General features: G+C 60.5%; 18 protein-coding genes. 4 read left to right on the top strand and 14 right to left on the bottom strand.

All coding sequences use genetic code 11. From position 1 onward, the window contains the following. Window positions 1-12: 12 nt before the first annotated feature. The 4 genes from yjfF to ytfQ form a co-directional block, all read right to left on the bottom strand. Window positions 13-993, bottom strand: a complete 981-nt coding sequence (yjfF, locus tag QSK43_RS15130; protein WP_332304118.1) for a galactofuranose ABC transporter, permease protein YjfF — start codon at window positions 991-993, stop codon at window positions 13-15. Next, the gene (locus QSK43_RS15125; protein ID WP_332304117.1) at window positions 990-2,033 is read right to left on the bottom strand and encodes an ABC transporter permease; all 1,044 of its coding nucleotides are present in this window, start codon (window positions 2,031-2,033) and stop codon (window positions 990-992) included. Before QSK43_RS15125 ends, yjfF begins: the two co-directional genes overlap by 4 nt. Continuing rightward, window positions 2,033-3,556, bottom strand: a complete 1,524-nt coding sequence (locus QSK43_RS15120; protein ID WP_332304116.1) for a sugar ABC transporter ATP-binding protein — start codon at window positions 3,554-3,556, stop codon at window positions 2,033-2,035. The genes QSK43_RS15125 and QSK43_RS15120 overlap by 1 nt, the downstream gene beginning before the upstream one ends. Before the next feature lie 323 nt (window positions 3,557-3,879). After that, a complete protein-coding gene (gene ytfQ / locus QSK43_RS15115) occupies window positions 3,880-4,839 on the bottom strand; it encodes a galactofuranose ABC transporter, galactofuranose-binding protein YtfQ (RefSeq protein WP_045021854.1) in 960 nt (319 codons plus the stop codon). Window positions 4,840-5,359: 520 nt separating this feature from the next. On the opposite strand from ytfQ, the gene QSK43_RS15110 reads away from it, so the two are divergent. Then, complete coding sequence (locus tag QSK43_RS15110; RefSeq protein ID WP_332304115.1) at window positions 5,360-7,171, top strand: IlvD/Edd family dehydratase; 1,812 nt, start codon at window positions 5,360-5,362, stop codon at window positions 7,169-7,171. A 69-nt stretch (window positions 7,172-7,240) separates the two neighbouring features. Here QSK43_RS15110 and QSK43_RS15105 read toward each other — a convergent pair whose 3' ends face one another. From QSK43_RS15105 to QSK43_RS15065, 9 genes are all read right to left on the bottom strand, one after another. After that, the gene (locus QSK43_RS15105; protein ID WP_332304114.1) at window positions 7,241-7,645 is read right to left on the bottom strand and encodes a VOC family protein; all 405 of its coding nucleotides are present in this window, start codon (window positions 7,643-7,645) and stop codon (window positions 7,241-7,243) included. Continuing rightward, complete coding sequence (locus tag QSK43_RS15100; RefSeq protein WP_332304113.1) at window positions 7,642-8,148, bottom strand: AraC family transcriptional regulator; 507 nt, start codon at window positions 8,146-8,148, stop codon at window positions 7,642-7,644. Before QSK43_RS15100 ends, QSK43_RS15105 begins: the two co-directional genes overlap by 4 nt. Before the next feature lie 134 nt (window positions 8,149-8,282). Further along, window positions 8,283-8,477 (bottom strand): hypothetical protein, encoded by a 195-nt coding sequence (locus QSK43_RS15095; RefSeq protein WP_013761494.1) that lies wholly within the window; start codon window positions 8,475-8,477, stop codon window positions 8,283-8,285. 157 nt (window positions 8,478-8,634) lie between these two features. Continuing rightward, window positions 8,635-9,753 carry a pyridoxal-phosphate-dependent aminotransferase family protein gene (locus QSK43_RS15090; RefSeq protein WP_332304112.1) on the bottom strand — a complete coding sequence of 373 codons (1,119 nt, stop codon included), beginning with the start codon at window positions 9,751-9,753 and terminating at the stop codon, window positions 8,635-8,637. Between the two features lie 3 nt (window positions 9,754-9,756). Then, window positions 9,757-10,542, bottom strand: coding sequence for an ABC transporter ATP-binding protein (locus QSK43_RS15085; protein ID WP_332304111.1), 786 nt, complete (start codon window positions 10,540-10,542; stop codon window positions 9,757-9,759). After that, on the bottom strand, window positions 10,539-11,342 hold the full coding sequence (locus tag QSK43_RS15080; protein ID WP_332304110.1) for an ABC transporter ATP-binding protein: 804 nt from the start codon (window positions 11,340-11,342) through the stop codon (window positions 10,539-10,541). The genes QSK43_RS15085 and QSK43_RS15080 overlap by 4 nt, the downstream gene beginning before the upstream one ends. After that, window positions 11,339-12,169, bottom strand: coding sequence for an ABC transporter permease (locus QSK43_RS15075; protein WP_332304109.1), 831 nt, complete (start codon window positions 12,167-12,169; stop codon window positions 11,339-11,341). Before QSK43_RS15075 ends, QSK43_RS15080 begins: the two co-directional genes overlap by 4 nt. Then, window positions 12,166-13,155: an ABC transporter permease gene (locus QSK43_RS15070; protein WP_332304108.1), complete on the bottom strand. Its 990-nt coding sequence runs from the start codon at window positions 13,153-13,155 to the stop codon at window positions 12,166-12,168. Before QSK43_RS15070 ends, QSK43_RS15075 begins: the two co-directional genes overlap by 4 nt. An 8-nt stretch (window positions 13,156-13,163) precedes the next feature. Continuing rightward, the gene (locus QSK43_RS15065) at window positions 13,164-14,774 is read right to left on the bottom strand and encodes an ABC transporter substrate-binding protein (protein WP_332304107.1); all 1,611 of its coding nucleotides are present in this window, start codon (window positions 14,772-14,774) and stop codon (window positions 13,164-13,166) included. Between the two features lie 375 nt (window positions 14,775-15,149). Here QSK43_RS15065 and QSK43_RS15060 point away from each other — a divergent pair, with 375 nt between their 5' ends. Together QSK43_RS15060 and QSK43_RS15055 are read left to right on the top strand one after the other, a co-directional pair. Next, the gene (locus tag QSK43_RS15060; RefSeq protein WP_332304106.1) at window positions 15,150-17,855 is read left to right on the top strand and encodes a DNA translocase FtsK; all 2,706 of its coding nucleotides are present in this window, start codon (window positions 15,150-15,152) and stop codon (window positions 17,853-17,855) included. Window positions 17,856-18,046: 191 nt separating this feature from the next. After that, the gene (locus QSK43_RS15055; RefSeq protein ID WP_332304105.1) at window positions 18,047-19,123 is read left to right on the top strand and encodes an Ldh family oxidoreductase; all 1,077 of its coding nucleotides are present in this window, start codon (window positions 18,047-18,049) and stop codon (window positions 19,121-19,123) included. A 26-nt stretch (window positions 19,124-19,149) separates the two neighbouring features. On the opposite strand, the gene QSK43_RS15050 is transcribed toward QSK43_RS15055, so the two are convergent. Then, the gene (locus QSK43_RS15050) at window positions 19,150-21,147 is read right to left on the bottom strand and encodes a putative bifunctional diguanylate cyclase/phosphodiesterase (RefSeq protein WP_332304104.1); all 1,998 of its coding nucleotides are present in this window, start codon (window positions 21,145-21,147) and stop codon (window positions 19,150-19,152) included. Window positions 21,148-21,464: 317 nt separating this feature from the next. Between QSK43_RS15050 and QSK43_RS15045 the strand changes: the two genes are divergently transcribed. Beyond that, on the top strand, window positions 21,465-22,511 hold the full coding sequence (locus tag QSK43_RS15045) for a class I SAM-dependent methyltransferase (protein WP_332304103.1): 1,047 nt from the start codon (window positions 21,465-21,467) through the stop codon (window positions 22,509-22,511). Window positions 22,512-22,581: the final 70 nt, after the last annotated feature.

Here is a 22,581-nt window from a genome sequence, read left to right as displayed (position 1 = left end):
CTCCGTTTACGGTTATGCCGGATGTGGTCCGGCCAGTCTCCTGTTTGAATACCAGATGATTGCGCGCTGCAACACGATGAAGACGAAAAGCAGCACGCCGATAACGATTTTCGTCCACCAGGAGGAAAGCGTTCCGTCGAAAACGATGTAGGTCTGGATCAGTCCCTGGATCAAAAGGCCGATGAAGGTTCCCGCCACCAGTCCTGTGCCGCCTGTCAGAAGCGTGCCGCCGATGACGACGGCCGCGATGGCGTCCAACTCCACGCCCACTGTCGCCAGCGAATAACCGGAGGAAGTGTAGAGCGTGTAGACGATACCGGCGAGGCCCGAAAGGAAGCCCGAAAGCGCATAGATGCCGATTGTCGTTGTCCCGATCGGCACGCCCATCAGCTCCGCCGATTGCGGGTTGCCGCCAAGCGCATAGATATTGGCCCCGAAGCGGGTGCGGCTGGCGATCAGCATGCCGGCTGCGAAAACAACAAGCATAACCATGGCAAGTGCAGTCAGCCTGCCGCCGCCGGGAAAGCGGTAATAAAACCCCTGTATCGCATCGATGAACGGATGCGAGATCGGCACGGATTGCGTGGAGATCAGATAGGCAGCGCCGCGCGCCAGGAACATGCCCGCCAGCGTCACCACGAAAGGCGGGATCGACAGGAAGCGGATCATCGCCCCCATCAGGCAGCCGAACAGCGTCGAAACCACAAGCACGATGGCGAAGGCCAGCAGCGGGTGAATATTATAGGTGCCGACCATGACAGCCACGAAGACACTGGTGAAGGCGATGACCGAGCCGATGGACAGATCGATGCCGCCCGACAGGATGACGAATGTCATGCCGACGGCGGCGATGCCGAGAAAGGCATTGTCGGTGAGAAGATTGCCGATCACCCGCGTCGACAGGATCGTCGGATATTGCAGCACGCACAGGAGATAGGCGATTACGAAGATCGTCAGCGTGGTGAGGAACGGCAGATTGCGGCTGTGGATCATCGCGCGGTTCCTTCCTTGGTCATGCCGTTGGTGGCGGCCGGTTTTGCATGCGGCTTGGGCGTTCTGACGAAGCCCAGAACCGCCATGATCGCCGGTGATTGCAGCGTCAGAACCACCATGATGATGCCCGCCTTGATGATGAGGTTGAATTCCGGCGGGAAACCGGAGACCAGAATGCCGGTATTGATGGTCTGGATGATGAGCGCGCCGATCAGGGAGGCGGTGATGGAGAAACGGCCGCCATTCAGCGATGTGCCGCCGATCACCACCGCCAATATGGCGTCCAGTTCCAGCCACAGCCCGGCATTGTTGGCATCCGCGCCGCGAATATCCGCGGTCACGATCATGCCGGCGATTGCCGCGCAGAGACCGGAAACGGCATAGACGAAAAACAGCAGGAAGCGCGCCCGCACCCCGGCAAGCGCTGCCGCGCGGCGATTGATGCCGGTGGCCTCTATCAGAAAGCCGAGCGCGCTTTTGCGCACCAGAACGCCGATCAGCAGAGCCACCGCCACCCAGATGATGACGGGCAGGGGAATGCCCGCAAAGGAGCCGGAGCCGATGGCGGAGAAGCCGTCATCGTTGAAGGTGAGGATCACGCCTTCCGTGATGAGCTGGGCGATACCGCGTCCGGCCACCATCAGGATCAGCGTGGCGATGATCGGCTGAATATCGAGAAGGGCGACCAGCACTCCGTTCCACAGGCCACAGGCGATGCCGACGGCAAGCGAGATGGCGATGACGGTGGGGATGGAATGGCCGTTGCTGATGAGCGTTGCCGCCACCGCGCCGCAGATGGCGATCACTGCGCCGATCGACAGATCGATGCCCTTGGTTGCGATCACCAGCGTCATGCCGATGGTCAGGAGCGCCACGGGCGCTGCGCGCACGAGAATATCCACCAGACTGCCGTAAAGCCTGCCGTTCTGGAACGAAACATGGAGGAAACCGGGCGAAACGATTGTAATCGCTGCCAGAATGACGAAAAGTGCCGCAAGCTGGGGAGCAAGCCTTTTCAGTCGTCGTGTCACACCCACCATCACGCCGCCTCCGTGCGGGCCGCATCCGCAATTGCCCGCATGATGTTGTCGGCGGTTACATCGCTACCCTTCAGTTCGCCGACATGGCGGCGGTCCGACAGCACGACGACGCGGTGGGCAACGGCGGTCAGTTCTTCCAGTTCGGATGAGATGACCACGAGCGACATGCCCTCGGTGCAGAGTTTTTCGATCATTTTGAGGATTTCCGCATGGGCGCCGATATCGATGCCGCGGGTCGGCTCATCGAGGATCAGAAGCCGGGGATGGGTGGCGAGCCAGCGCGCCAGAATGGCCTTCTGCTGGTTGCCGCCGGACAGGAACTTTATCGGCCGGTCGGGATCTGCCGGGCGGATGTCGAGCGATTTGATGAAGCTTTCGGCAAGTTCCACCTTCTGCCGGCGCGAAAGCGGCCGCGCCCAGCCCTGACGGGCCTGAAGCGCCAGCGCAATATTGTCAGTCACGGAAAAGTCGCCGATGATACCGTCCGTCTTGCGCTCCTCAGGGCAGAACCCGAAGCCGGCGGTGATCGCGGCTTCTGGCGAAGAAAGAGTGACGGTCTTTCCGTCTATCGTGGCCTTGCCGGTATCGGGTTTGTCGATGCCGAACAGCAGGAACGCCGTTTCGGTTCGGCCCGAGCCCAAAAGACCGGCGACACCGACGATCTCGCCGGGGCGTATGCCGAGATCGAAAGGGGCGATGCTACCGCGTTTTCCGTAACCTTCGAAACGGATCGGCGGTTCGCCCTCGGCAACCGTATCGTCAGTCGCCTGATGTTCGTGGGTGATGTGCTGAAGCTCGCGGCCCAGCATCATCGCGATGAGTTCGGACCTCGGCAGGTTGCCGATGTCGCGCGTACCGACGAGGCGGCCATTGCGCAAAACCGTTACCCGGTCGGCGATATCGTAGACCTGGTTGAGGAAGTGGGTGATGATGACGATGCCGATGCCGCGCGCGCGCAAGTTCCTCAGCACGCCGAACAGCATCTCGACCTCATGGGCATCGAGGCTGGCGGTCGGCTCGTCCAGCACCAGGACCTTGCCGGAAAGATCGACTGCGCGGGCGATGGCGATGATTTGGCGGATGGCGACGGAATAGCTGGAAAGCAGGGCGTTGACGTCGATCGAAAGCCCGTATTGGGAAAGCAAGGCCTGCGATTGTCTCTGCATCGAGGCCCGGTCGATCAGCCCGAAGCGGTGTGGCTGACGGCCGAGAAAGAGATTTTCGGCAACGGTCAGGTTTTCGAGAAGGTTCACTTCCTGATAGACCGTGCCGATGCCAAGCGCCTGCGCCTCGCCGACATTGGTGGGCGATATCTCGCCGCCCTCCAGAAAGATCGAGCCGCTGTCGCGGTGGTAAACGCCGGTCAGTATTTTGATGAGTGTTGATTTGCCCGCGCCGTTTTCGCCGAGAAGCGCGTGGATTTCACCGCGCCCGAGCGAAAAATCGACGCCGTCCAGCGCCGTGATCCCGAGAAAGGATTTACCGATGGCGCGTGCTTCCAGAAGTGGTGCCGTTTCGGACATTGAGCAGGTTCCGTATCGAAATGGGTCTTGCCTCAAGGGCGCAGTGTGATTGCTTATGGAGCGAGCGAGTGCCGCTTGTTTCTTCTCCCCGCCGGGGAGAAGGTGGCCCAAAGGGTCGGATGAGGGGGCAACGTCAGCGATAGACCGAACCCTCGCCCCCTCATCCCGCTGCCGCGACCCTCTCCCCGTCGGGTAGAAGAAACAAGCGGCACTCGCTCGTTTCAAACGCAATAAATCTGCGGACTGAACCGGAAAGATCTTTCCTCTCCCAGGCAGCTAAAAGAAACGGCGCAACTCTTGCACCGTTCCTCCGAAGAAATGGCTTAGTAACCCAGACCCTTCTTCGCCTCGTAGACCTTCATCGGATCGTCAGACGCTGTGTAGAGCTTGGATTCGGTCTGAATCCACTTCGGCGGTGCCTTCTTGTCTTTCAGATAGGCTTCGAGAGCGTCGAAAGCCGGGCCGGCCATGTCTGGCGTCAGTTCCACCGTCGCATTGGCTTCGCCGGCGGCCATAGCCTTGAAGATGTCAGGCACGGCGTCGATGGATACGACCTTGATGTCGCTTCCGGGCTTGAGGCCGGCTTCCTTGATCGCCTGGATTGCGCCGACGGCCATGTCGTCATTATGGGCGTATACGGCACAGATATCCTTGCCGCCGCCTTCGGCCTTGATGAAGCTTTCCATCACTTCCTTGCCCTTGGTACGGGTGAAGTCACCCGTCTGCGAGCGCACGATCTTGATGTTCTTGTGCGAAGCGATGGCTTCCTCGAAGCCCTTCTTGCGGTTGATGGCAGGCGAAGAGCCGGTCGTGCCCTGCAATTCGACGACCTTGCAGTCCTTCGCGCCGACATCCTTGACGAGCCAGTCGCCGGCGACCTTGCCTTCGTGAACCTGATCCGAGGTGACCGCAGTCAGATAAAGATCATCAGGCGCTTCGATCTGGCGATCGAGCAGGATGACCGGAATTTTTTCTTCCTTTGCTTCCTTCAGCACGGCGTCCCAGCCGGTTGCGACGACAGGTGCGATCAGGATCGCATCGACGCCCTGCGCGATGAAGCCGCGAACGGCCTTGATCTGATTTTCCTGCTTCTGCTGTGCGTCGGCGAATTTCAGCGTGACGCCGCGCTTTTCAGCCTGCTGTTTGGTGACGGTGGTTTCAGCAGCGCGCCATCCAGATTCGGAGCCGATCTGCGAGAAGCCGACGGTCAGCGATTGTGCGGAAACACTGGATGCAAGGCATGCGGAAACGGCGACAGTGATTGCCGCAAGAGCTTTTCTCATCTTATCCTCCCAGAAATGATGTCAGCGTGACGGCGTCACTATGAGCATATAGTAATACTCTTGAAAAGGGGTTTTTTAGCAGACTTTCAATTCGCATCACATCCTCTCCATTGAGTATTGGTAATATGCTGTAATAAATCAATTGCTTATGAAAATTATTCTTATTTTTCCATCTCTCGGAACCAGCCCATAATGAGCCCTGATCCGGCTTGACAGGCCGCGACGCTATCTAATAGTAATACAAATATGCAAGTCAGGTCGTGACGGATTGTGGGGCCACGGGGCCAGCCGCAATCCGGCAAGGCAGGGAGGGAGAGGCCGTTGCGCAACGCCGGTATGGTCGTAAGCACCGAAAAATATTCGGCTAAAACTGAAGAACAGCCCCAATTCACTCGTCTGGGCCTGCTCTGTCGGCTATGCGTGATTCCAAGACGCTGATTCCCTTTTCCTTGCGCACAACATAAGCTTGTCGCATTTCGTAATATTTTACCGTTGGCCACTTCCGGCTGGAGACCGCATCATGACCAAATCCGACAATCTGCCCGCAACCCAAGGCAACCTTCGTTCGCGCGCGTGGTTCGACAACCCCGCCAATGCGGATATGACGGCGCTTTATCTCGAGCGTTACATGAATTTCGGTCTGAGCCAGGCCGAGCTTCAGTCCGACCGCCCGATCATCGGCATTGCGCAGACCGGCTCGGACCTTTCGCCCTGCAACCGCCACCATCTGGAGCTGGCGCATCGCCTGCGCGAAGGCATCCGTGAAGCGGGCGGCATCGCCATCGAATTTCCGGTGCATCCGATCCAGGAAACCGGCAAGCGCCCGACAGCGGGTCTTGACCGCAATCTCGCATACCTCGGCCTCGTGGAAGTGCTTTACGGCTATCCGCTCGACGGCGTTGTTCTGACCATCGGCTGCGACAAGACCACGCCTGCCTGTCTTATGGCGGCGGCCACCGTCAACATTCCGGCCATCGCCCTTTCCGTCGGCCCCATGCTGAACGGCTGGTTCCGTGGCGAGCGCACCGGTTCCGGCACCATTGTCTGGAAGGCGCGCGAACTTCTGGCCAAGGGCGAGATCGACTATCAGGGCTTCGTCAAGCTCGTCGCCTCGTCCGCGCCCTCCACCGGTTATTGCAACACCATGGGTACGGCGACGACGATGAACTCGCTCGCCGAAGCGCTCGGCATGCAGCTTCCGGGCTCCGCCGCCATTCCGGCGCCTTACCGCGACCGTCAGGAAATTTCCTATCTCACTGGCCTGCGCATTGTCGAAATGGTCAAGGAAGACCTGAAGCCGTCCGACATCATGACCAAGGATGCCTTCATCAACGCCATCCGCGTCAACTCGGCCATCGGCGGCTCCACCAACGCGCCGATCCATCTGAACGGCCTTGCGCGCCACGTCGGCGTCGAACTGACTGTCGATGACTGGCAGACCTATGGTGAAGATGTGCCGCTGCTCGTCAACCTGCAGCCGGCCGGCGAGTATCTCGGTGAGGATTATTACCATGCCGGCGGTGTTCCGGCGGTCGTCAACCAGCTGATGACCCAGGGGCTCATCAAGGAAGACGCGATGACCGTGAACGGCAAGACCATCGGCGACAACTGCCGTGGCGCCATCATTGAGGACGAAAAGGTCATCCGTCCCTTCGATCAGCCGCTCAAGGAGCGTGCCGGTTTCCGCGTTCTGCGCGGCAACCTGTTCTCGTCCGCCATCATGAAGACGAGCGTGATCTCGGAAGAGTTCCGCAACCGCTACCTCTCCAACCCGAACGATCCGGAAGCCTTCGAAGGCCGCGCCGTGGTGTTCGACGGTCCGGAAGATTACCATCACCGCATCGACGACCCGTCGCTTGGCATCGACGCGAACACCGTCCTGTTCATGCGTGGCGCCGGCCCCATCGGTTATCCGGGTGCGGCGGAAGTGGTGAACATGCGCGCGCCGGATTATCTGCTAAAGGAAGGCATCAACTCGCTGCCCTGCATCGGTGACGGCCGCCAGTCCGGCACGTCGGGCAGCCCGTCCATCCTCAATGCTTCTCCGGAAGCGGCGGCCGGCGGCGGTCTTGCGATCCTGCAGACGGGTGACCGCGTTCGCGTCGATGTGGGTCGCGGCAAGGCCGATATCTTGATTTCCGGCGAGGAACTCGCCAAGCGTTACGAGGCGCTGGCTGCCGAGGGCGGTTTCAAGTTCCCCGATCACCAGACGCCATGGCAGGAAATCCAGCGCGGCATCGTCAGCCAGATGGAAACCGGCGCGGTTCTGGAACCGGCCGTGAAGTATCAGCGCATCGCCCAGACCAAGGGCCTACCGCGCGACAACCACTGAGGCAGGGCCGGTTCGGCTGACCTCTTTTTTCCATCAGCCCCGGGGTTCACTCCGGGGCTGATCCACGTTTTATCGAGCCTGAACGAGCTTCCAGCCATTGCCGGAAGGATCGCGGAAGCTCGCATCCACTGAGCCGTAGCGGGCGATCGGTTCCTGGGTGAATTCGACGCCGCGTTCGTGCATCGCGTCATAGGCTGCCTGGCAATCATCGACCACCAGAACCAGCGGCGGCATCGCGCCTTTGGCCACGGCTTCCATGAGGTTCTGTACCGTCGCGTCATCAATGGTTGGGGCCTGCGGCCGAAACAGGCCCAACTGAAAGTCCGGCTGGTCCGGGTGCTGGACAGTCAACCAGCGATAATCGCCATTGCGTGCGTCCGTGTGCACACGAAATCCAAGTTTTTCGACATAGAATTGCAGCGCCTCTTCCTGATCAAGAACGTAAAGCCCGACAACCTGAACACCATTTTTCATGAGATATCTCCGTTTCGCCCGTCGTACCTAGCGCTTTCCGTTTGTCGGCGCTTCTCCGAAACTGCCATTTTGAGATGGGGGCGATGCGCGGCGCTGACGAAACAATGGGGAACCGGCTCAAGATCACCCGGTGAAGCCCGCATCCGCCGCCGCAATTCACTCGGGTTCTCCCCGGTCACGTCACGGAAAATGCGGCCGAAAGTGCCGATGCTGTTCCAACCGGTTTCAAAAGCGATTTCGATGATTGGGAGGTCCGTGTCGCGCAACAGAGCCACCGCACGCTCGACCCGGCGGGTCAGCAGATAGCGGTGAGGCGGTATGCCGAAAGCATCTCGAAACGATCTTGCGAAGTGGGCCTGCGAGGCGCCACTGACGCTCGCGAGGCGCAAAACAGGCCACGCCTCGTGTGGTGCTGCGTCCATATGATCCTTGGCGCGCAGGAGACGGCGCAGCAGCTTCAAATCCCTGTTGGCAGAGTTGTTTTCATTTCCGGACCGGCGCATGCGGCCATCATTGAATGAACTGGCGCTTCTTGACAAGGTTCAATGCCGGCGGAACAACCGCAGGCCGCCTTGTCTTGAATCCGCGACACGAATCGCCGCCGGATTGCGCGTCCCTGTGGGCTGCCGCTACAAATTCAAATTACCGGATAAAGCGACCAGAAGAACAGTTCATATTCCTGGTCACGGTCGTCATCATTCGACTGGTCGTCCGGTCTGCGCGGCGTCCTGTCCTGCAAATCCTTCTCGACCCGCTCGTTTATGGCGGGCGTTCTTCGGCCAATGCCAAAGAGGTCAAAGGAGAGCATGTTGAACCCTGCTACCATGGCCATTTCCCTTCTTCACGCGAGTTAACAGTGCGTTAAGTTTCGCGCGTTGCCATGATTTCGTCAAGATTGGCCGGGGAATTTGTCTACCATTTTAACAACAATAGCGTGACTGACGTTCCGCCAGTTCCGGATTTTACGCAATGAACGTTTATCTGCGCTGTTACAGACGGCGCGCAGGAGCTTCCGAATAGCTTCTTTCGACCGCTTCCAGTGCGGAATCGCTGTCTGTGGCGTGGCCGAGGCTTTTCAGGGCGCTTGAGACGGCGGCGATATTGGCTTTCACCGCATCCGGATTTGCGCGCCGGCCGGTGTGATTGAGCCTTATCAGCCGTTCCGCTCCGGGACCGACACCGCCGGAAATATCCGCCCCCTGCTGTCCGGCAGCCGCCGCGAGAAACGCACCGGTCTCGACCGTATCAGGCAATATTGCCGTGGAAACGAGAGATGAAGCGTGGGCTTCCTCCACCCACGCCCCGATGCCGAGCGCCCTTATACCGGCGCGGGTAGCAAAGGCTGCCCGTTTGTGGCGTTCGTTGGCGGATGCGAGACCCTCCGCCTCGATCCGGTCGAGCGCCGCTTCCAATGCGAAGAATTCCAGCGGTGCTGGCGTTCCCGGAAGCGCGCCGCGGCCGGTTTCGAGCCAGAGTTTCTTCTGGTCGAGAAGCGAGAGCATGGAGTTTTCCGGTGCGGCACCATGCGAAAGAAGTTCCCAAGCCCTCTGGCTGACGGAGATCGCCGACACCCCGGCGGGGCCTGCCAGCGCCTTTTGCGGGCCGATGACCGCGATATCGATGCCGAGCCGATCTGCCTCGAAGGTATGGCCGCCGATCGAGGCGACGGCATCGACGATGGTGACGATGCCTCTGTCTTTGGCCATTGTCGCGATGGCGGGCAGGGGGTTGAGAATGCCGCTTGCCGATTCCGCATGGACGATGGCGAGAAGATCGAAACCCGGGCCGTCCTCCAGCGCCCGCTCGACCTCCTGAAGTGCGATTGGCTTTGCGGGGCTGGCAGTCAGGTTGCGGACGGTGGCGCCGCCTCTTTCCAGCCAGCCGCCGAACCATGCGCCATAGGGGCTGGTGACGATATTGAGTGCTCTCAGACCCGGCCGCGCAAGGCTGGTGGCGGCGGCCTCAAGGGCCAGCACGGCTTCCGCCTGTATCAGAAGCACATCGTTTTTCGTGCTCATCAAACCCGCCAGCCGGTCTGCGAGGACGGCGTAACGCTCTGTGGGAAAGGCGGGCGGGTCGAGAAGCAATGCGTAATCCGGGGCGGGCATGTCTTATCCTTGTGCGGTGACGGTCAGGCGCGGCGCGGCCTCGATCAGTGTTCTGGCGGTCGAGGATTGCGGTGTGGAAATGATATTTGCGGTTCTGCCGATTTCGACGATCCGCCCCGCCTCCATGATGGCGACGCGGTGGCAGACGGCGCGGATGACCGCGAGATCATGGGAAACGAAAATGCAGGCAACGGCTGTCTCCCGTTGTATTTCCACCAGCAGTTCGAGAATCTGCCGACGAACGGAAACATCGAGCGCTGAAACCGCTTCGTCCAGAATGAGCAGGGATGGCTTGAGCGAGATCGCCCGCGCAATCGCCACGCGCTGCCGCTGGCCGCCCGAAAGCTCGAAGACGGAGCGGCCGGCATAGCTGGCGGGCAGGCCGACACGGTCGAGAAGACGGCGGATTTCTGCTGGGCGTTCGCGTCTTTCGACGATGTGGTGGATACGCAGCGGCTCGCCTATGGCGTCCTCGACGCTGGCGCGCGGGTTGAACGCGCCGTGCGTATCCTGAAACACCATCTGCATATGCCGTCGCGCAGTGCGCAGTTCGCCGCCGTCAAGTGCAAGCCAGTCGCGGTTTTCAAAATTGACCGTGCCTTCATCGGCCGCGATCAGTCGCATCAGGATGCGCGCCAGCGTCGACTTTCCGCAGCCCGAAGGGCCGGCAAGCCCCAGCGTCTCGCCGGGCTGAAGCGAAAAGGAGATATCGGAGAGCGCTGGCACTGTGCGTGCGCCGGTCCGATAGGTCTTTGAGAGGTTCTCGACGCTCAGAAGGGCTTCGTTCATGACGCGGCCTCGCGGATGAGCGGCGGGGTGGAGAGATCGAGATAATCGGAGAGCAGCGCGCGCGTATAATCATGCGCTGGTGCGGAAAGCACCTGCCGGGTTGTGCCATGTTCCACCAGTCGCCCGCTACGCAGAACCGCGATCTCGTCGGCAAGGCTGGAGGCGAGGCCGATATCATGGGTGATGAAGACCAGTGTTCTTTCTTCCTCGCGCACGAGATTGTCCAGCAGGGCGGCGATGGCGGCCTGGCTCACCGTGTCGAGCGCGCTCGTCGCTTCGTCGGCAATCAGGATCGCGGGATGGGCGGCAATGGCGGCGGCAATCGCCACACGCTGCCTTTGCCCGCCGGAAAGTTGGTGTGGATAGGCTGAGACAAGATGCGTGGGATGCGGCAGTCGCACCCGTTCCAGAAGATCACGGGTGAGATCACGCGCTTGCTTCCATGAGATGCCAAGATGCCTTACGGCACCTTCCGCCACCTGTTCGCCGATGGTCAGAACCGGGTTCAGCGTCGCGCCGGTATCCTGAAAGATGTAGCCGATATCGCGGCCCGGCATCGGCCTGTCCGGGAAAAGACCGCTGTCACGGCTCCAGGAAATATCGCCGGAAACCCGTGTGCTCGCAGGCAGAAGGCCGGCAATGGCTTTGGCAAGCGTCGATTTGCCTGAACCGCTTTCGCCGATGATCGCCAGTCTTTGTTCCTGCCTGATCGTCAGTGAAATGTCCTGCAACGCCGGTGCATCGTCTGCCGTATAGCGAACGCTGAGATTGTCGATCCGGCAGAGTGCATTGCCGCTCATGACGCTTCTTTCCCTGTCGCCATCGCCCTGTTGATGCCTTCTGCGAGAAGATAGACGCCGAGGACCGTGACCAGAAGGCCGATGCCGGGGATGACGGAAAGAAACGCCGCAGACCGCAGGACGTTGCGCCCCTCCGCGATCATCGAACCCCAGGTGACGATATTCGGATCGCCAAGACCGAGGAAGGACAGCGCCGCTTCGGTGAGGATTGCGGCGGCGACGATGATGGCGGCGAGCGCCAGCACCGGCGGCAGGGCATTGGGCAGGATTTGCCGGAAGGCTATCTCCAGCGGATGCATGCCGATGGCGCGTGCGGATTGTACATAATCCCTCTCGCGGATGCTCAGGACCTGCGCCCGCATCAGTCGCGCCGGATCCGCCCAGGCGCCAAGGGCAATCGCAAGGATGACGATGGGCATGGATGGGCCGATGGTGCTGACGAAGGCAAGCGCCAGCAGGAAATTCGGCACGATCTGGAAGGCGTCGGCAACGCGCATCAGGGCTTCGTCGATGAGGCCGCCGGCAAATCCGGCAATGGTGCCGACGACGGTGCCGATCATGAGGGCGGCAGCGGCAGCGCCGATGCCGACGAGCAGGGATGCCTGCGCGCCATGGGCAAGCCCGGCCAGCACATCGCGGCCCAGCCGGTCGGTGCCCAGCGGCGAGGCGGCGTCGGAGAAGGGCGCGACGAGCGGCTCGCCGACGATCGACAGTGGGTCGCCGGGAAACAGGAGGGGAGCGGCGAGCGCCGTTACCGCAAGCAGCGTCAGGATGATGACGCCCGTTGCACCTTCGAAACTGCGCAGGAGCCGGAGAGCGAAACTCATGCCTGTTGCTCCCCGCTGCCGATACGCGGATCGAGGACGGCATAGAGAATGTCGACAACGAGATTGACTAGGATGACGAAGATGGCGCTTGTCAGAATAATGCCCATCAACAGCGGCGTGTCGCGACCGCTGACGGCCTCCTGCGCGAGCCGGCCGAAACCGGGAATGGCAAAGACGCTCTCGATCACGACGCTGCCGCCAAGCATGGTGGCGGCTTGCAGGCTGAGCACGGTAACGAGCGGCAGGGCGGCGTTGCGGGCGACATGGCGCAGCACGATCCGTCGTCTCGAAAGCCCCTTGGCCTTGGCGAACAGCACGAAATCCAGCGGCCAGACCGCCGCCATCGCGGTGCGCATGACCCTGAGGAAAAGCGCCAGATAGATCAGGCCGAGACTGGCGACCGGCAGAACGAGATGGCGCGCAATATCGAGTCCCCTTGCAAGGCCCTGTTTTCCCGAAGCGATGGTTTCGATGCCGGATGTCGGCAGCCATCGGAGCTGCACGGCAAAGACGATGGCGAGCACCAGGCCGAGCCAGAAGCCCGGCGTGGCGTAAAGCGCCAGCGACAGGGCGGAGAGCACCCGGTCGGTCAACCCACCGGGACGGGCGCCCGCCACGATGCCGAGTGCAGTCCCGGTGATGAAAGCAAGCGCCGTGGCACTGCCCATCAGCAGCAGCGTGTTCGGCAACCGTTCGAGGATCAGCCCTAGCACGGGCCGGTCGAAGGCTAGCGACCAGCCGAAATCCAGCCGCAGCACCGAGCTGGCATAGAGCCAGAAGCGGGCGAGCACCGAACCGTTGAGGCCATATTGCTCGCGCAGCGCATCCCGCAGCCCGGCATCGCCGCCGCCGATGGAGACGAGATAGGCGTCGACCGCGTCGCCGGATGCGTTTTCAAGCAGGACGAAGGTGAAGACCAGAACGATCAGCAGCACCGGAATGGCGCTGATCGCCCTTCGCCGCAGCAACGTCGCCGCGCGTCTCACGGCGCTTCTCAGGTGCCGACCACGGTATCCGCCCAGTTGGAAACCGCCCAGCGGGGATTGCTGGCGACATGCTTGACCGTATCGCGCGCCACTGTGATGAAACCCCACTCGGCGACGTTGATCAACGGCAGATCGGCGGCGACCTGTTTCTGGAAGTCCTTGTAGAGCACCGTGCGGCCGGCCGTATCCACGGTTTCCGCCGCCTTGTCGATCAGCGCATCGAGCGCCTTGTTCTCGTAACCGCCCTGATTGGAGAAGCCGACGCCTGCCGGAATGCCGGAGCGCACGAGAATGGTGGTGGAGATCGCCGGATCGCCACGGAAGACCGGCGGCGCGATGGCAAGATCGAAGGCGTGGTCGGTGTAGACGGCTTTCTGGTGTGCGGCGGAATCATTGTTGACCAACTCGGCATCGATGCCGATTTCCTGAAGCGCCTGGCGAAGATAGGAGCCGAACTGCTTGGTTTCGTTGAAGTATGGTGCCGGCAGAAGCCTCAGCGAAAAACGCGTGCCGTTTGCACCGCGCGGATAACCCGCCTCGTCCAGCTGGGTGTTCGCCTTGGCGATGTTGAAATCGTAGGTCTCGACGTCTCCGGTATAAAACTGGGGCGCATTTTTCGGGACCGGGCCGGTTGATGCCGTGGCGTAACCGAGGAAGACCTTGTCGATTACGAATTTTTTGTCGATGGCGTGGGCGATGGCCTTTCTGACTTTAAGATCGGCCAGCTCCTTGCGGCGATGGTTGATTTCCACGACGAGCTGATAGGTGAGGGCTTCGTAACCCTCCGGGATGACCTTGATGCCCGGCTCCTTCGCGATGCGGGCAAGATCGGCAAGCGGCACGGCGGAAAAGGCGGCAAGCTGGATTTCCTCGGCCTCCAGCGCGGACGCGGCACCCGCCCGGTCTGGCAGAACGCGATAGATGATCTCGTCCAGCTGCGGCTGGTTCTTGCCCCAGTAATTCGGGTTGCGGGTCAGGCGATAATATTCGCCGGGCTTGTATTCCGCAAAAACGAAAGGCCCGGTGCCGACCGGTTTGGTATTGGCCGGGTTGGTGGCAATATCGGTGCCTTCATAAAGATGTTTCGGCACGACGCTGGTAACGACCGGCAAAGCATTGCGGATGAGCTGGAAGGGGGTGGGCTTGGAGAAATGGAAGATGGCCGTGTGGTCATCAGGCGTATCCACTTTTTCAAGATTGGCGAAGACCAACCGCCCGAGATTTTGCAGCGGCTTCCATACCGAAAGCGCGGAAAAGGCCACATCTGCGGAGGTGAAGGGTTTGCCGTCATGCCAGGTCACGCCTTCGCGCAGCTTGAAGGTGGCGCTTAAGCCGTCCTCCGATCCGTGCCATTCCGTCGCAAGCCTTGGCTCCAGCCCGTCCCTGCCGTTGAAAGAGGCTTCCGCCAGCGGCTCGATGATCTTGCTCGCAATATAGAACACGCCGTTGGAAGCGACGATTGCGGGATTGAGGTTCTTCGGCTCGGAATCGGCGGCAACGATCAACCGCCCGCCGGGCTTTGACTGCTGCGCGGCGGCAATGCCCGCAAGTCCGGTGGTTCCGGCAAGAAGCAGCGAGGTCTTGAGAAGCGAGCGGCGGGACAGGTGGACAAGCGACATGAAATTCACTCCGGAATGAGGGCGGGGCGGCCTTTCCGCTGGACCGCAGCCTGCCCGATCTTAAGACTGCAACCTCGGCACTGTCCACGTTAATTCGCGGGCTTTACAGCAATGATTTTACGTTGCGCGGCTCTTTGCGGAAACAATATGCTTTACTGCCGCAATCCCCTTTTCTTTCGCCACGCCGATCACTGGCCGGCATCGACGGAAACTTGATTTAACGCAATAAATTTAACGGCTTGGGATACCCCTGCCTTGGCCAGTCATGTTGTATCCTGCCTGTGGGCAAAGTGAAATTCTGCCTCCATGACCCCGTTTGGAAAGGGGTAATTAACCTTTATTTTCTATTTCAAGGAGACCGAAATATGTACGTTTATGATGAGTGTGCACGCTGCCATGAGTTTCTCCCGATCCAGATTCCAGAATTCGTCCAATAGCGTAGGGGAGGGGAGCGATAAGGCTCGTCATGCCGGCGGCAAGGCTGCTGCAGGCCAGGAGCAGGCCACGGCAACAAAAGCCGGCGTCACGCCCCGGCCGAATGCCGATGTCAGCGCTGCCGATGCTATCGAAGGCCGCGCCGAAATGCCGGGCTGGCAGAATGCTTTCGTGCTCGGGCCGAATGTCCGCTTTACCCGCACGCCGGAAAGCGTTTTTACCCGGCGCATGCCGGTCGAGACGCCGCATCTTGCGGAAGAGGAAGTCCCCGTTGCCGTCCCGCCCGAATCTGCCGAACCTGAGGTGGTCGATCTGCCGCAGGTCGTGGTGCAACAGGAGATCGCCTCTCAGCCGATCGTAAATTCGCCGGAACCACGCGTTCAGCCACAACGCATGCCGTTTTTGCCGCAACCGCCCGATGCGCGGGGCGCTAGGGCGCTGACTTACAAATTGCGGCTGGAGCTTGCCCGCAAGCAGGCGGAAGAAGCCGCCGCCGCAGCGCTGATGCCAGCGACGGCAGATGCAGCCGTTGTCTTCGAAACGCCGGCGCCGGAAATGTCTTTGTCCGCTCAGCCGCTGTCCGCGGGGCCGTTTACATCTGTCGAACGGGTCACCACGCCCCAGGCATCCATTCCAGCCTTTGCCGCCAATCTTCCGGATGAGCTTTTCTGGGAGGTGATGACGCTCGATCTGCCTGATGACGCCGGCGAAGGCCTTCCCGTATCCGCGCGCACCATTCTTGCAAACCCGTTGCTGACGGCGCCTGCGATTGCTGCGGCAGCCCCTGCATCTCCTGCCGCCCCCGCCATCCGGCTTTCCACCGTACCGCCTGTCGTCCGAATTCCGGGCGGTTCCCCGATCAGGCTCTACCGCGAAATCGGCGTGCATCATCTTGCAGTCCCGGCCTCCATTCAGGTTCCCGAACCCGAGATCGCGCCACAGCCCATCGTCGAGGCGGCCGTGGTTGCCGAGCCGGTGAGGCCCGTGGAGCAGGTTCAGCCGGTCGAAAGAATCGTGGCCGAGCCGCGTTTCACGCCGCGCGCGCCCATTCAGGCCTCGCAGCCGATGTTCCGGGAAGCGCCGGTCTTTGCGGACGGGGAATATGAATACCCCTCCATCGATCTTTTGCAGCAGGCCCGCGTCCAGCAGACCACGACCATGACGCCCGAAGCGCTGGAACAGAGCGCCGGCCTGCTGGAAAGCGTGCTGGAGGATTTCGGCATCAAGGGCGAGATCATCGACGTCCGCCCCGGACCTGTCGTGACGCTTTACGAGTTCGAGCCCGCTCCGGGTGTGAAGTCCTCACGCGTCATTGGCCTGTCCGACGATATCGCCCGTTCCATGTCGGCCCTTTCGGCGCGTGTCGCCGTCGTGCCCGGCCGCAATGTCATCGGCATCGAACTGCCCAACCCGGTGCGCGAGACGGTGTATCTGCGCGAATTGATCGAAGCGACTGACTACAGCGAGACCCGTCAAAAGCTGGCACTTTGCCTCGGCAAGACCATTGGCGGCGAACCCGTCATCGCCGAACTGGCGAAGATGCCGCATCTGCTCGTTGCCGGCACCACGGGTTCGGGTAAATCTGTCGCCATCAACACCATGATCCTGTCGCTGCTCTACCGGTTGAAGCCGGAGGAATGCCGCCTGATCATGGTCGATCCCAAGATGCTCGAGCTTTCCGTTTACGACGGTATTCCGCATCTTCTGACCCCGGTCGTGACCGATCCGAAGAAAGCAGTCATGGCGCTGAAATGGGCCGTGCGCGAAATGGAAGACCGCTATCGCAAGATGTCGCGCCTCGGCGTGCGCAATATCGACGGTTATAATGCAAGGGCTGCTGCCGCCCGCGCCAAGGGCGAGACTGTGTTCTGCAACGTGCAGACCGGCTTTGACCGCGCGACCGGCGAGGCTGTCTACGAGCAGGAGGAAATGGACCTCACGGCCATGCCCTATATCGTCGTCATCGTCGACGAGATGGCCGACCTGATGATGGTTGCGGGCAAGGAAATCGAAGGCGCGATCCAGCGCTTGGCGCAGATGGCCCGCGCCGCCGGTATCCATCTCATCATGGCGACACAGCGCCCTTCGGTCGATGTCATTACCGGCACGATCAAGGCCAACTTCCCGACCCGCATTTCCTTCCAGGTGACATCGAAGATCGACAGCCGCACCATCCTCGGTGAACAGGGCGCGGAACACCTGCTCGGCCAGGGCGACATGCTGCACATGATGGGTGGCGGCCGTATCTCCCGTGTCCACGGTCCGTTCGTATCGGACGAGGAAGTGGAAAAGGTCGTGGCGCATCTGAAGACCCAGGGACGCCCGGAATATCTCGGCACCGTCACGGAAGACGCCGACGAGGCCGACGACGAGGCGGAAGAGGAAACGGCCGTCTTCGACAAGACCTCGATGGGCGACGACGACAGCGACGACCTCTATGAAAAGGCCGTGAAGGTGGTGATGCGCGACAAGAAGTGCTCGACTTCTTACATCCAGCGCCGCCTGTCCGTTGGCTACAACCGCGCGGCCTCGCTGGTCGAGCGTATGGAACAGGAAGGCATTGTCGGCCCCGCCAACCATGTCGGCAAACGCGCCATCATCGCCGGTGAGCGTGATACTTACGAGGCGCTGGGGGCGGACGACTGATTGGTGATTTAGAGCGCTGTGCGTCCGTTCGGACAGACAAAGGATGCTCTAACATTTTGAGTCTGCGCATCGTTTCCGTCGAAAGTCGTTCCGATTTTCGATCCGATGCGCCGGGCGCGATATTCGATTGCAAAATCGCGCCCCGTGACTAGCCTGTGGCGCATGGATTCTGGAATCGGGAGGTTCCCCTGATGTCGCACAGCAATGAAAACGTAACCGTTCTGGCGAGACTGGATGAGCTGGAGCGGTTTTGCCGGGCTGTGTTCCTGGCCGTCGGTACCGATGACGAAACGGCCGATGCGGCGACCCGCGCGATGATGCATGGCACGCGGCTGGGCGTCGACAGCCACGGCGTGCGCCTGCTTGCCCACTACATCACGGCACTGGAAGGCGGGCGTCTTAATCCGCGACCGCAGATCAGCCGTGTGTCCGGCTTCGGGGCGGTGGAGACGATCGATGCGGACCACGCCCATGGCGCTCGCGCCACCTATGCGGCCACGGACAGCGCCATGGCGCTTGCGGAGAAATTTGGCATCGGCGCAGTCGCGATCAGGAATTCCTCGCATTTCGGACCGGCTGGCGCTTACGCGCTGGAGGCGGCGCGGCGGGGTTATATTGGTCTCGCCTTCTGCAACTCCGACAGCTTCGTGCGCCTGCATGACGGTGCGATGCGTTTCCACGGCACCAACCCCATTGCCGTCGGAGTGCCGGCAGCCGATGACATGCCCTGGCTTCTGGATATGGCGACCAGCGCCGTGCCCTATAACCGCGTTCTGCTTTACCGCAGCCTGGGGCAGCAATTGCCTGATGGTGTCGCCTCGGATGGCGACGGCGTCGATACGCGGGATCCCAATGCCGCTGAGATGCTCGCGCCGGTCGGCGGTGAGTTCGGCTTCAAGGGTGCTGCACTGGCGGGAATGGTCGAGATTTTCAGCGCTGTTCTCAGCGGCATGAAACTCAGTTTCGATATCGCTCCCATGCCGGGGCCGGACTTTTCCACGCCGCGCGGGCTCGGCGCATTCGTGCTGGCGCTGAAGCCGGAAGCCTTCCTTGAACGTGAGGTCTTCGACGAGGGAATGAAACGTTACCTCGAGGTGCTGCGGGGATCACCGGTCCGGGAGGATTGCAAGGTGATGGCGCCAGGCGACCGGGAATGGGCGGTGTCGGCAAGACGGGAGAGGGAAGGCGCGCCGGTCGATCCCGTCACCCGCGCAGCGTTTTCCGAGCTTGCGGCAAAATTCTCGATCAGCCCACCCGCCTATCATTAAAGCGGTCTGCTGCTGCCCTCGTCCGCTCAGGCGGGACGCAGCAGCATATTGGGACGCGCATAAGGGGCGGCCGCAACTCCGTTCAGCCGTTCGGCCACGACGGGACGTCCAATATAATAGCCCTGCGCATAATCGATTTCGAGCTGACGGACGAGCCGCAGCTGCTCTTCCGTCTCCACGCCTTCGATCAGGATCTTGTGGCCGCGATTGCGAATAAGGCGGATCATGTCCTGTAGCATCGCCCGGCCGCGTGGCGTCTTGCTGTCGTGCAGGAAGGAGCGGTCGATCTTGACGGTATCGAAATCCGTCATGCGCAGCCAGGAAAGGCCGGCGAAACCCGTTCCGAAATCGTCCAGCCATATCTTGATGCCGAGCGTCTTCAGGTCGTTGAGGCAGCGCAGCACATCCGAATGCATCTCCAGGTCCACACCTTCGGTGATTTCGAAGGCAAGCCTGCCGCCGCCGATCCCCGCTTCGACAAGGATCGCCGCGACCGAGGTGGCAAAGCCGGGGTTTTTCAGCTGCATCGGGGACACATTGACGCTGACCACCGCCGCCTTGTCATCGGCCAGTATCTGCCGGCAGGCGGTTTTGATGGTCCAGAGGCCCAGCTCCATGATCGTGCCGGTGCGTTCGGCAATGGGGATGAAGATGCCTGGCGAGACGGAGCCGCCGTCGAGCAGGCGAAGCCGCATCAGCGCCTCGGCCCCCACCGTCTCGTTGGTCGATATGTTGAGGATAGGCTGATAAACGAGGGAAACGAGATTTTCCGCAACGGCGATTTTCAGAAGCGCTGCGATGTTTTCCGTCTCGTCGCTGGTCTGCGGATCGTCCGGATCGAACAGTTTCATGCAATTGCGGCCATTGCCCTTGGCGATATAAAGCGCCCGGTCCGCCTCGTTGATGATTTTTTCGAGCTTGCCGTCCGGATTGGGACGGGTGAAGGACGCGCCGATGCTGACGGTGACGATGAAGGTGCCGTCCCGGCGCTGGTCATGCGCGAGCGACAGGTGTTCGACGGTGTGACGGATCGTTTCGGCAAGTTCGCCCACCTGCTGCCTCGACTTGAACGGCGCCAGCACGATGAATTCCTCGCCGCCGTAACGGCCGATGGAGGCGCCATGGTCGGTGATCGCGTCCTGCAGGGCGTTGCCCACCGTCACCAGGCACTTGTCGCCTTCCTGATGGCCATACCGGTCGTTGTATTTTTTGAAGAAGTCGACATCGATCAGGAAAACGGAAAAACCCTCTTCCTTCTTGCTCCAGTTATCCCACAACAGGCGGAGATGATGGTCAATGGCGCGGCGGTTCTGCAGCCCGGTCAGCGAATCGGTATTCGAGAGCCGCAACAGTGCCTGTCCTCGCTCATCCGCCGCTTTCTGCTGGGCCTTGGCCTCCAGCCCGTTGAGAAAGACGTGGTAGCGTTCCCGGTTCAGGTTCCAGTTCACATAAGAGGTGAAGACGAAGCAGGAGATATAGAAGGTGCCGAAAGCGAGCTTGTAGAACGCATCTTCAGGAAACTGTGTCGCCGCCAGAAAATAGGTGACGAGAATGATACCCGAAGACACGAGCGAAAGATGGAAGCGGAAGGTGAAAAACAGATTGGCGCCCATCATGAAGATCGCCCCGAAAACCATGTAATAGGACATGTTTTCGAGATTGTCGGTCAAAAGCGAAGGCACCAGCCAGCCGATATATCCCATAACGAGCGCGGTCGCGCAGGTCAGGTCGAGCGCTGCGGTGCGCGCGCCGATGCGCAGCTGGATTTCCAGCGTCACTAGGGATATCAGGACGACGAATAATCGCGCAGTAATGGTGTATAAAGCGACGTCAGGTATCAGAATAATATCGGTAATGGCGAACAGCAGATAGATGAAGACAGCCGTCCACAGGCCGCGTCTGATCGTACCCCGGCGGCTGCGTTCACCTTCCTGCTGGTAAAGGGCAAGAAGTTCATCAGAAAACCGGTTGTCCGGCCGCCGATATTCTTGCTGTCCACTCACCACTCCCAATGTGTGCTTCATGCACTTTCCCATAGTGTTGCGTATACTTTATCAAGTAACTGCTTATTCCACTTTTGCGAGTACTTTCGCGCTGAGCGCGAGTTCCTGCCGATCTCTCTCCATGCGGGCGGAAAACATGGAAAGGAAGAGCGCATCATACGCTCGCAACATTAAGTTTCGCTGAATCGCGTATCCGCTTTCTCCTCCGGCCCACGAGTGTGACCAAAAAAATACGCTAATAAAGTAATCTATCCCTACACCGCTCAAAAATCGAAAGCGAGTGGCCTTCCGTCTCCCAGAAACGTATAGTTAACAATGTGTTAATACTGGAGGCTGAAGTGAGGCAGGTAAAGAAAAGAAATCTGGACGGAGCAAGTCTGATCACACCGGATACTGTCGCAAAAGAGATTTTTGCACGGAAAACGGAAGCGTTCGATGAGCATTTCGCAGTTGCGAAAGCAGAAATCGCGATCATTCTTGAATTGGCACAACAGCAGTTCGAAAATGGTGTTTCAGCACATGAGATAATACATCGAACAGCGGGCGCTCTGCATGGTCTGCGGGAAAAGCTCCACTCCAGCGTGTGGGCGGAGCTGATCCCTCTGGTGCAGAATCACTCCGTGTCGGACTATTTCCTGGAAGATCCCTTCACGCGCTGGTCGTTTGAAAAGCCGAGAGGCTATTCGGGCGATGCTCAGCTTCTCGACTTCATCTATGGTCACGACAGTGTTGCCGGCATCGTGAAAAATGCCACACCGCTTGGCGCGGCTCTTTACGACTATACGAAGGACGCCAGTTCCTCGGTCGCCGTCCGCGAGCGGCGGGATCTGCTGACGCGGTTCGTTGACGAGGCTGCTGCCCGGCATGGGGACGAGACGGAGATCCTCACCATCGCGTCGGGACATCTGCGGGAAGCGGATGCATCCGTGGCGTTGAAAGAAGGCGGCATCCGGCGCTGGGTGGCGCTCGATCAGGACCCCCTCAGCGTTGGTTCCGTCGCCCGCGATTTCAACGGCAGCTGCATCGAGGCGATCGACGGCTCCGTGCGCGATATCGTCCTGCGTTCTCAAGACCTCGGCACATTCGATCTGGTCTATGCCGCCGGCCTCTACGACTATCTGAACGATAGGGTGGCGATCAAGCTCACGCGGCGCTGCATGGAGATGCTGAAGCCCGGCGGAATGTTCCTTTTCGCCAACTTCTCCGAGGATATCGTGGTCGACGGCTACATGGAAACCTTCATGAACTGGGCGCTGTTGTTGCGCTCGAAGGCGGATATGTGGCGGATCGTGAACGCCAGTGCCGATCCCGCAAGCATCGAAGCGGAGGTGTTCTTTGGCGAAAACCACAATATCGTTTACGCCACGATGCGCAAAAAGGGCTGATCCGGACTTCGTTTCGCATGTCTGGGCGAAATAGGCGGCCCGCATTTTGCCATGCGGGCGGCAAGCCCTG

The sequence above is a fragment of the Rhizobium sp. GR12 genome (assembly GCF_036596185.1).
Lineage (GTDB): Bacteria > Pseudomonadota > Alphaproteobacteria > Rhizobiales > Rhizobiaceae > Agrobacterium > Agrobacterium nepotum.
The sequence above is the reverse complement of the archived record's forward strand: the minus strand, read 5'-3'. Positions and strand labels throughout refer to the sequence as shown.

What these genes read in the sequence shown, in the direction of transcription:
- QSK43_RS15100 (WP_332304113.1), bottom strand. Translation starts at nt 8,148, where the DNA reads ATGCGCCGGTCCGGAAATGAAAACAACTCTGCCAACAGGGATTTGAAG.
- QSK43_RS15080 (WP_332304110.1), bottom strand. Translation starts at nt 11,342, where the DNA reads ATGAGCGGCAATGCACTCTGCCGGATCGACAATCTCAGCGTTCGCTAT.
- QSK43_RS15060 (WP_332304106.1), top strand. Translation starts at nt 15,150, where the DNA reads ATGATGAGTGTGCACGCTGCCATGAGTTTCTCCCGATCCAGATTCCAG.
- QSK43_RS15055 (WP_332304105.1), top strand. Translation starts at nt 18,047, where the DNA reads ATGTCGCACAGCAATGAAAACGTAACCGTTCTGGCGAGACTGGATGAG.
- QSK43_RS15120 (WP_332304116.1), bottom strand. Translation starts at nt 3,556, where the DNA reads ATGTCCGAAACGGCACCACTTCTGGAAGCACGCGCCATCGGTAAATCC.
- yjfF (WP_332304118.1), bottom strand. Translation starts at nt 993, where the DNA reads ATGATCCACAGCCGCAATCTGCCGTTCCTCACCACGCTGACGATCTTC.
- ytfQ (WP_045021854.1), bottom strand. Translation starts at nt 4,839, where the DNA reads ATGAGAAAAGCTCTTGCGGCAATCACTGTCGCCGTTTCCGCATGCCTT.
- QSK43_RS15075 (WP_332304109.1), bottom strand. Translation starts at nt 12,169, where the DNA reads ATGAGTTTCGCTCTCCGGCTCCTGCGCAGTTTCGAAGGTGCAACGGGC.
- QSK43_RS15090 (WP_332304112.1), bottom strand. Translation starts at nt 9,753, where the DNA reads ATGCCCGCCCCGGATTACGCATTGCTTCTCGACCCGCCCGCCTTTCCC.
- QSK43_RS15110 (WP_332304115.1), top strand. Translation starts at nt 5,360, where the DNA reads ATGACCAAATCCGACAATCTGCCCGCAACCCAAGGCAACCTTCGTTCG.
- QSK43_RS15085 (WP_332304111.1), bottom strand. Translation starts at nt 10,542, where the DNA reads ATGAACGAAGCCCTTCTGAGCGTCGAGAACCTCTCAAAGACCTATCGG.
- QSK43_RS15050 (WP_332304104.1), bottom strand. Translation starts at nt 21,147, where the DNA reads ATGAAGCACACATTGGGAGTGGTGAGTGGACAGCAAGAATATCGGCGG.
- QSK43_RS15105 (WP_332304114.1), bottom strand. Translation starts at nt 7,645, where the DNA reads ATGAAAAATGGTGTTCAGGTTGTCGGGCTTTACGTTCTTGATCAGGAA.
- QSK43_RS15125 (WP_332304117.1), bottom strand. Translation starts at nt 2,033, where the DNA reads ATGGTGGGTGTGACACGACGACTGAAAAGGCTTGCTCCCCAGCTTGCG.
- QSK43_RS15065 (WP_332304107.1), bottom strand. Translation starts at nt 14,774, where the DNA reads ATGTCGCTTGTCCACCTGTCCCGCCGCTCGCTTCTCAAGACCTCGCTG.
- QSK43_RS15095 (WP_013761494.1), bottom strand. Translation starts at nt 8,477, where the DNA reads ATGGCCATGGTAGCAGGGTTCAACATGCTCTCCTTTGACCTCTTTGGC.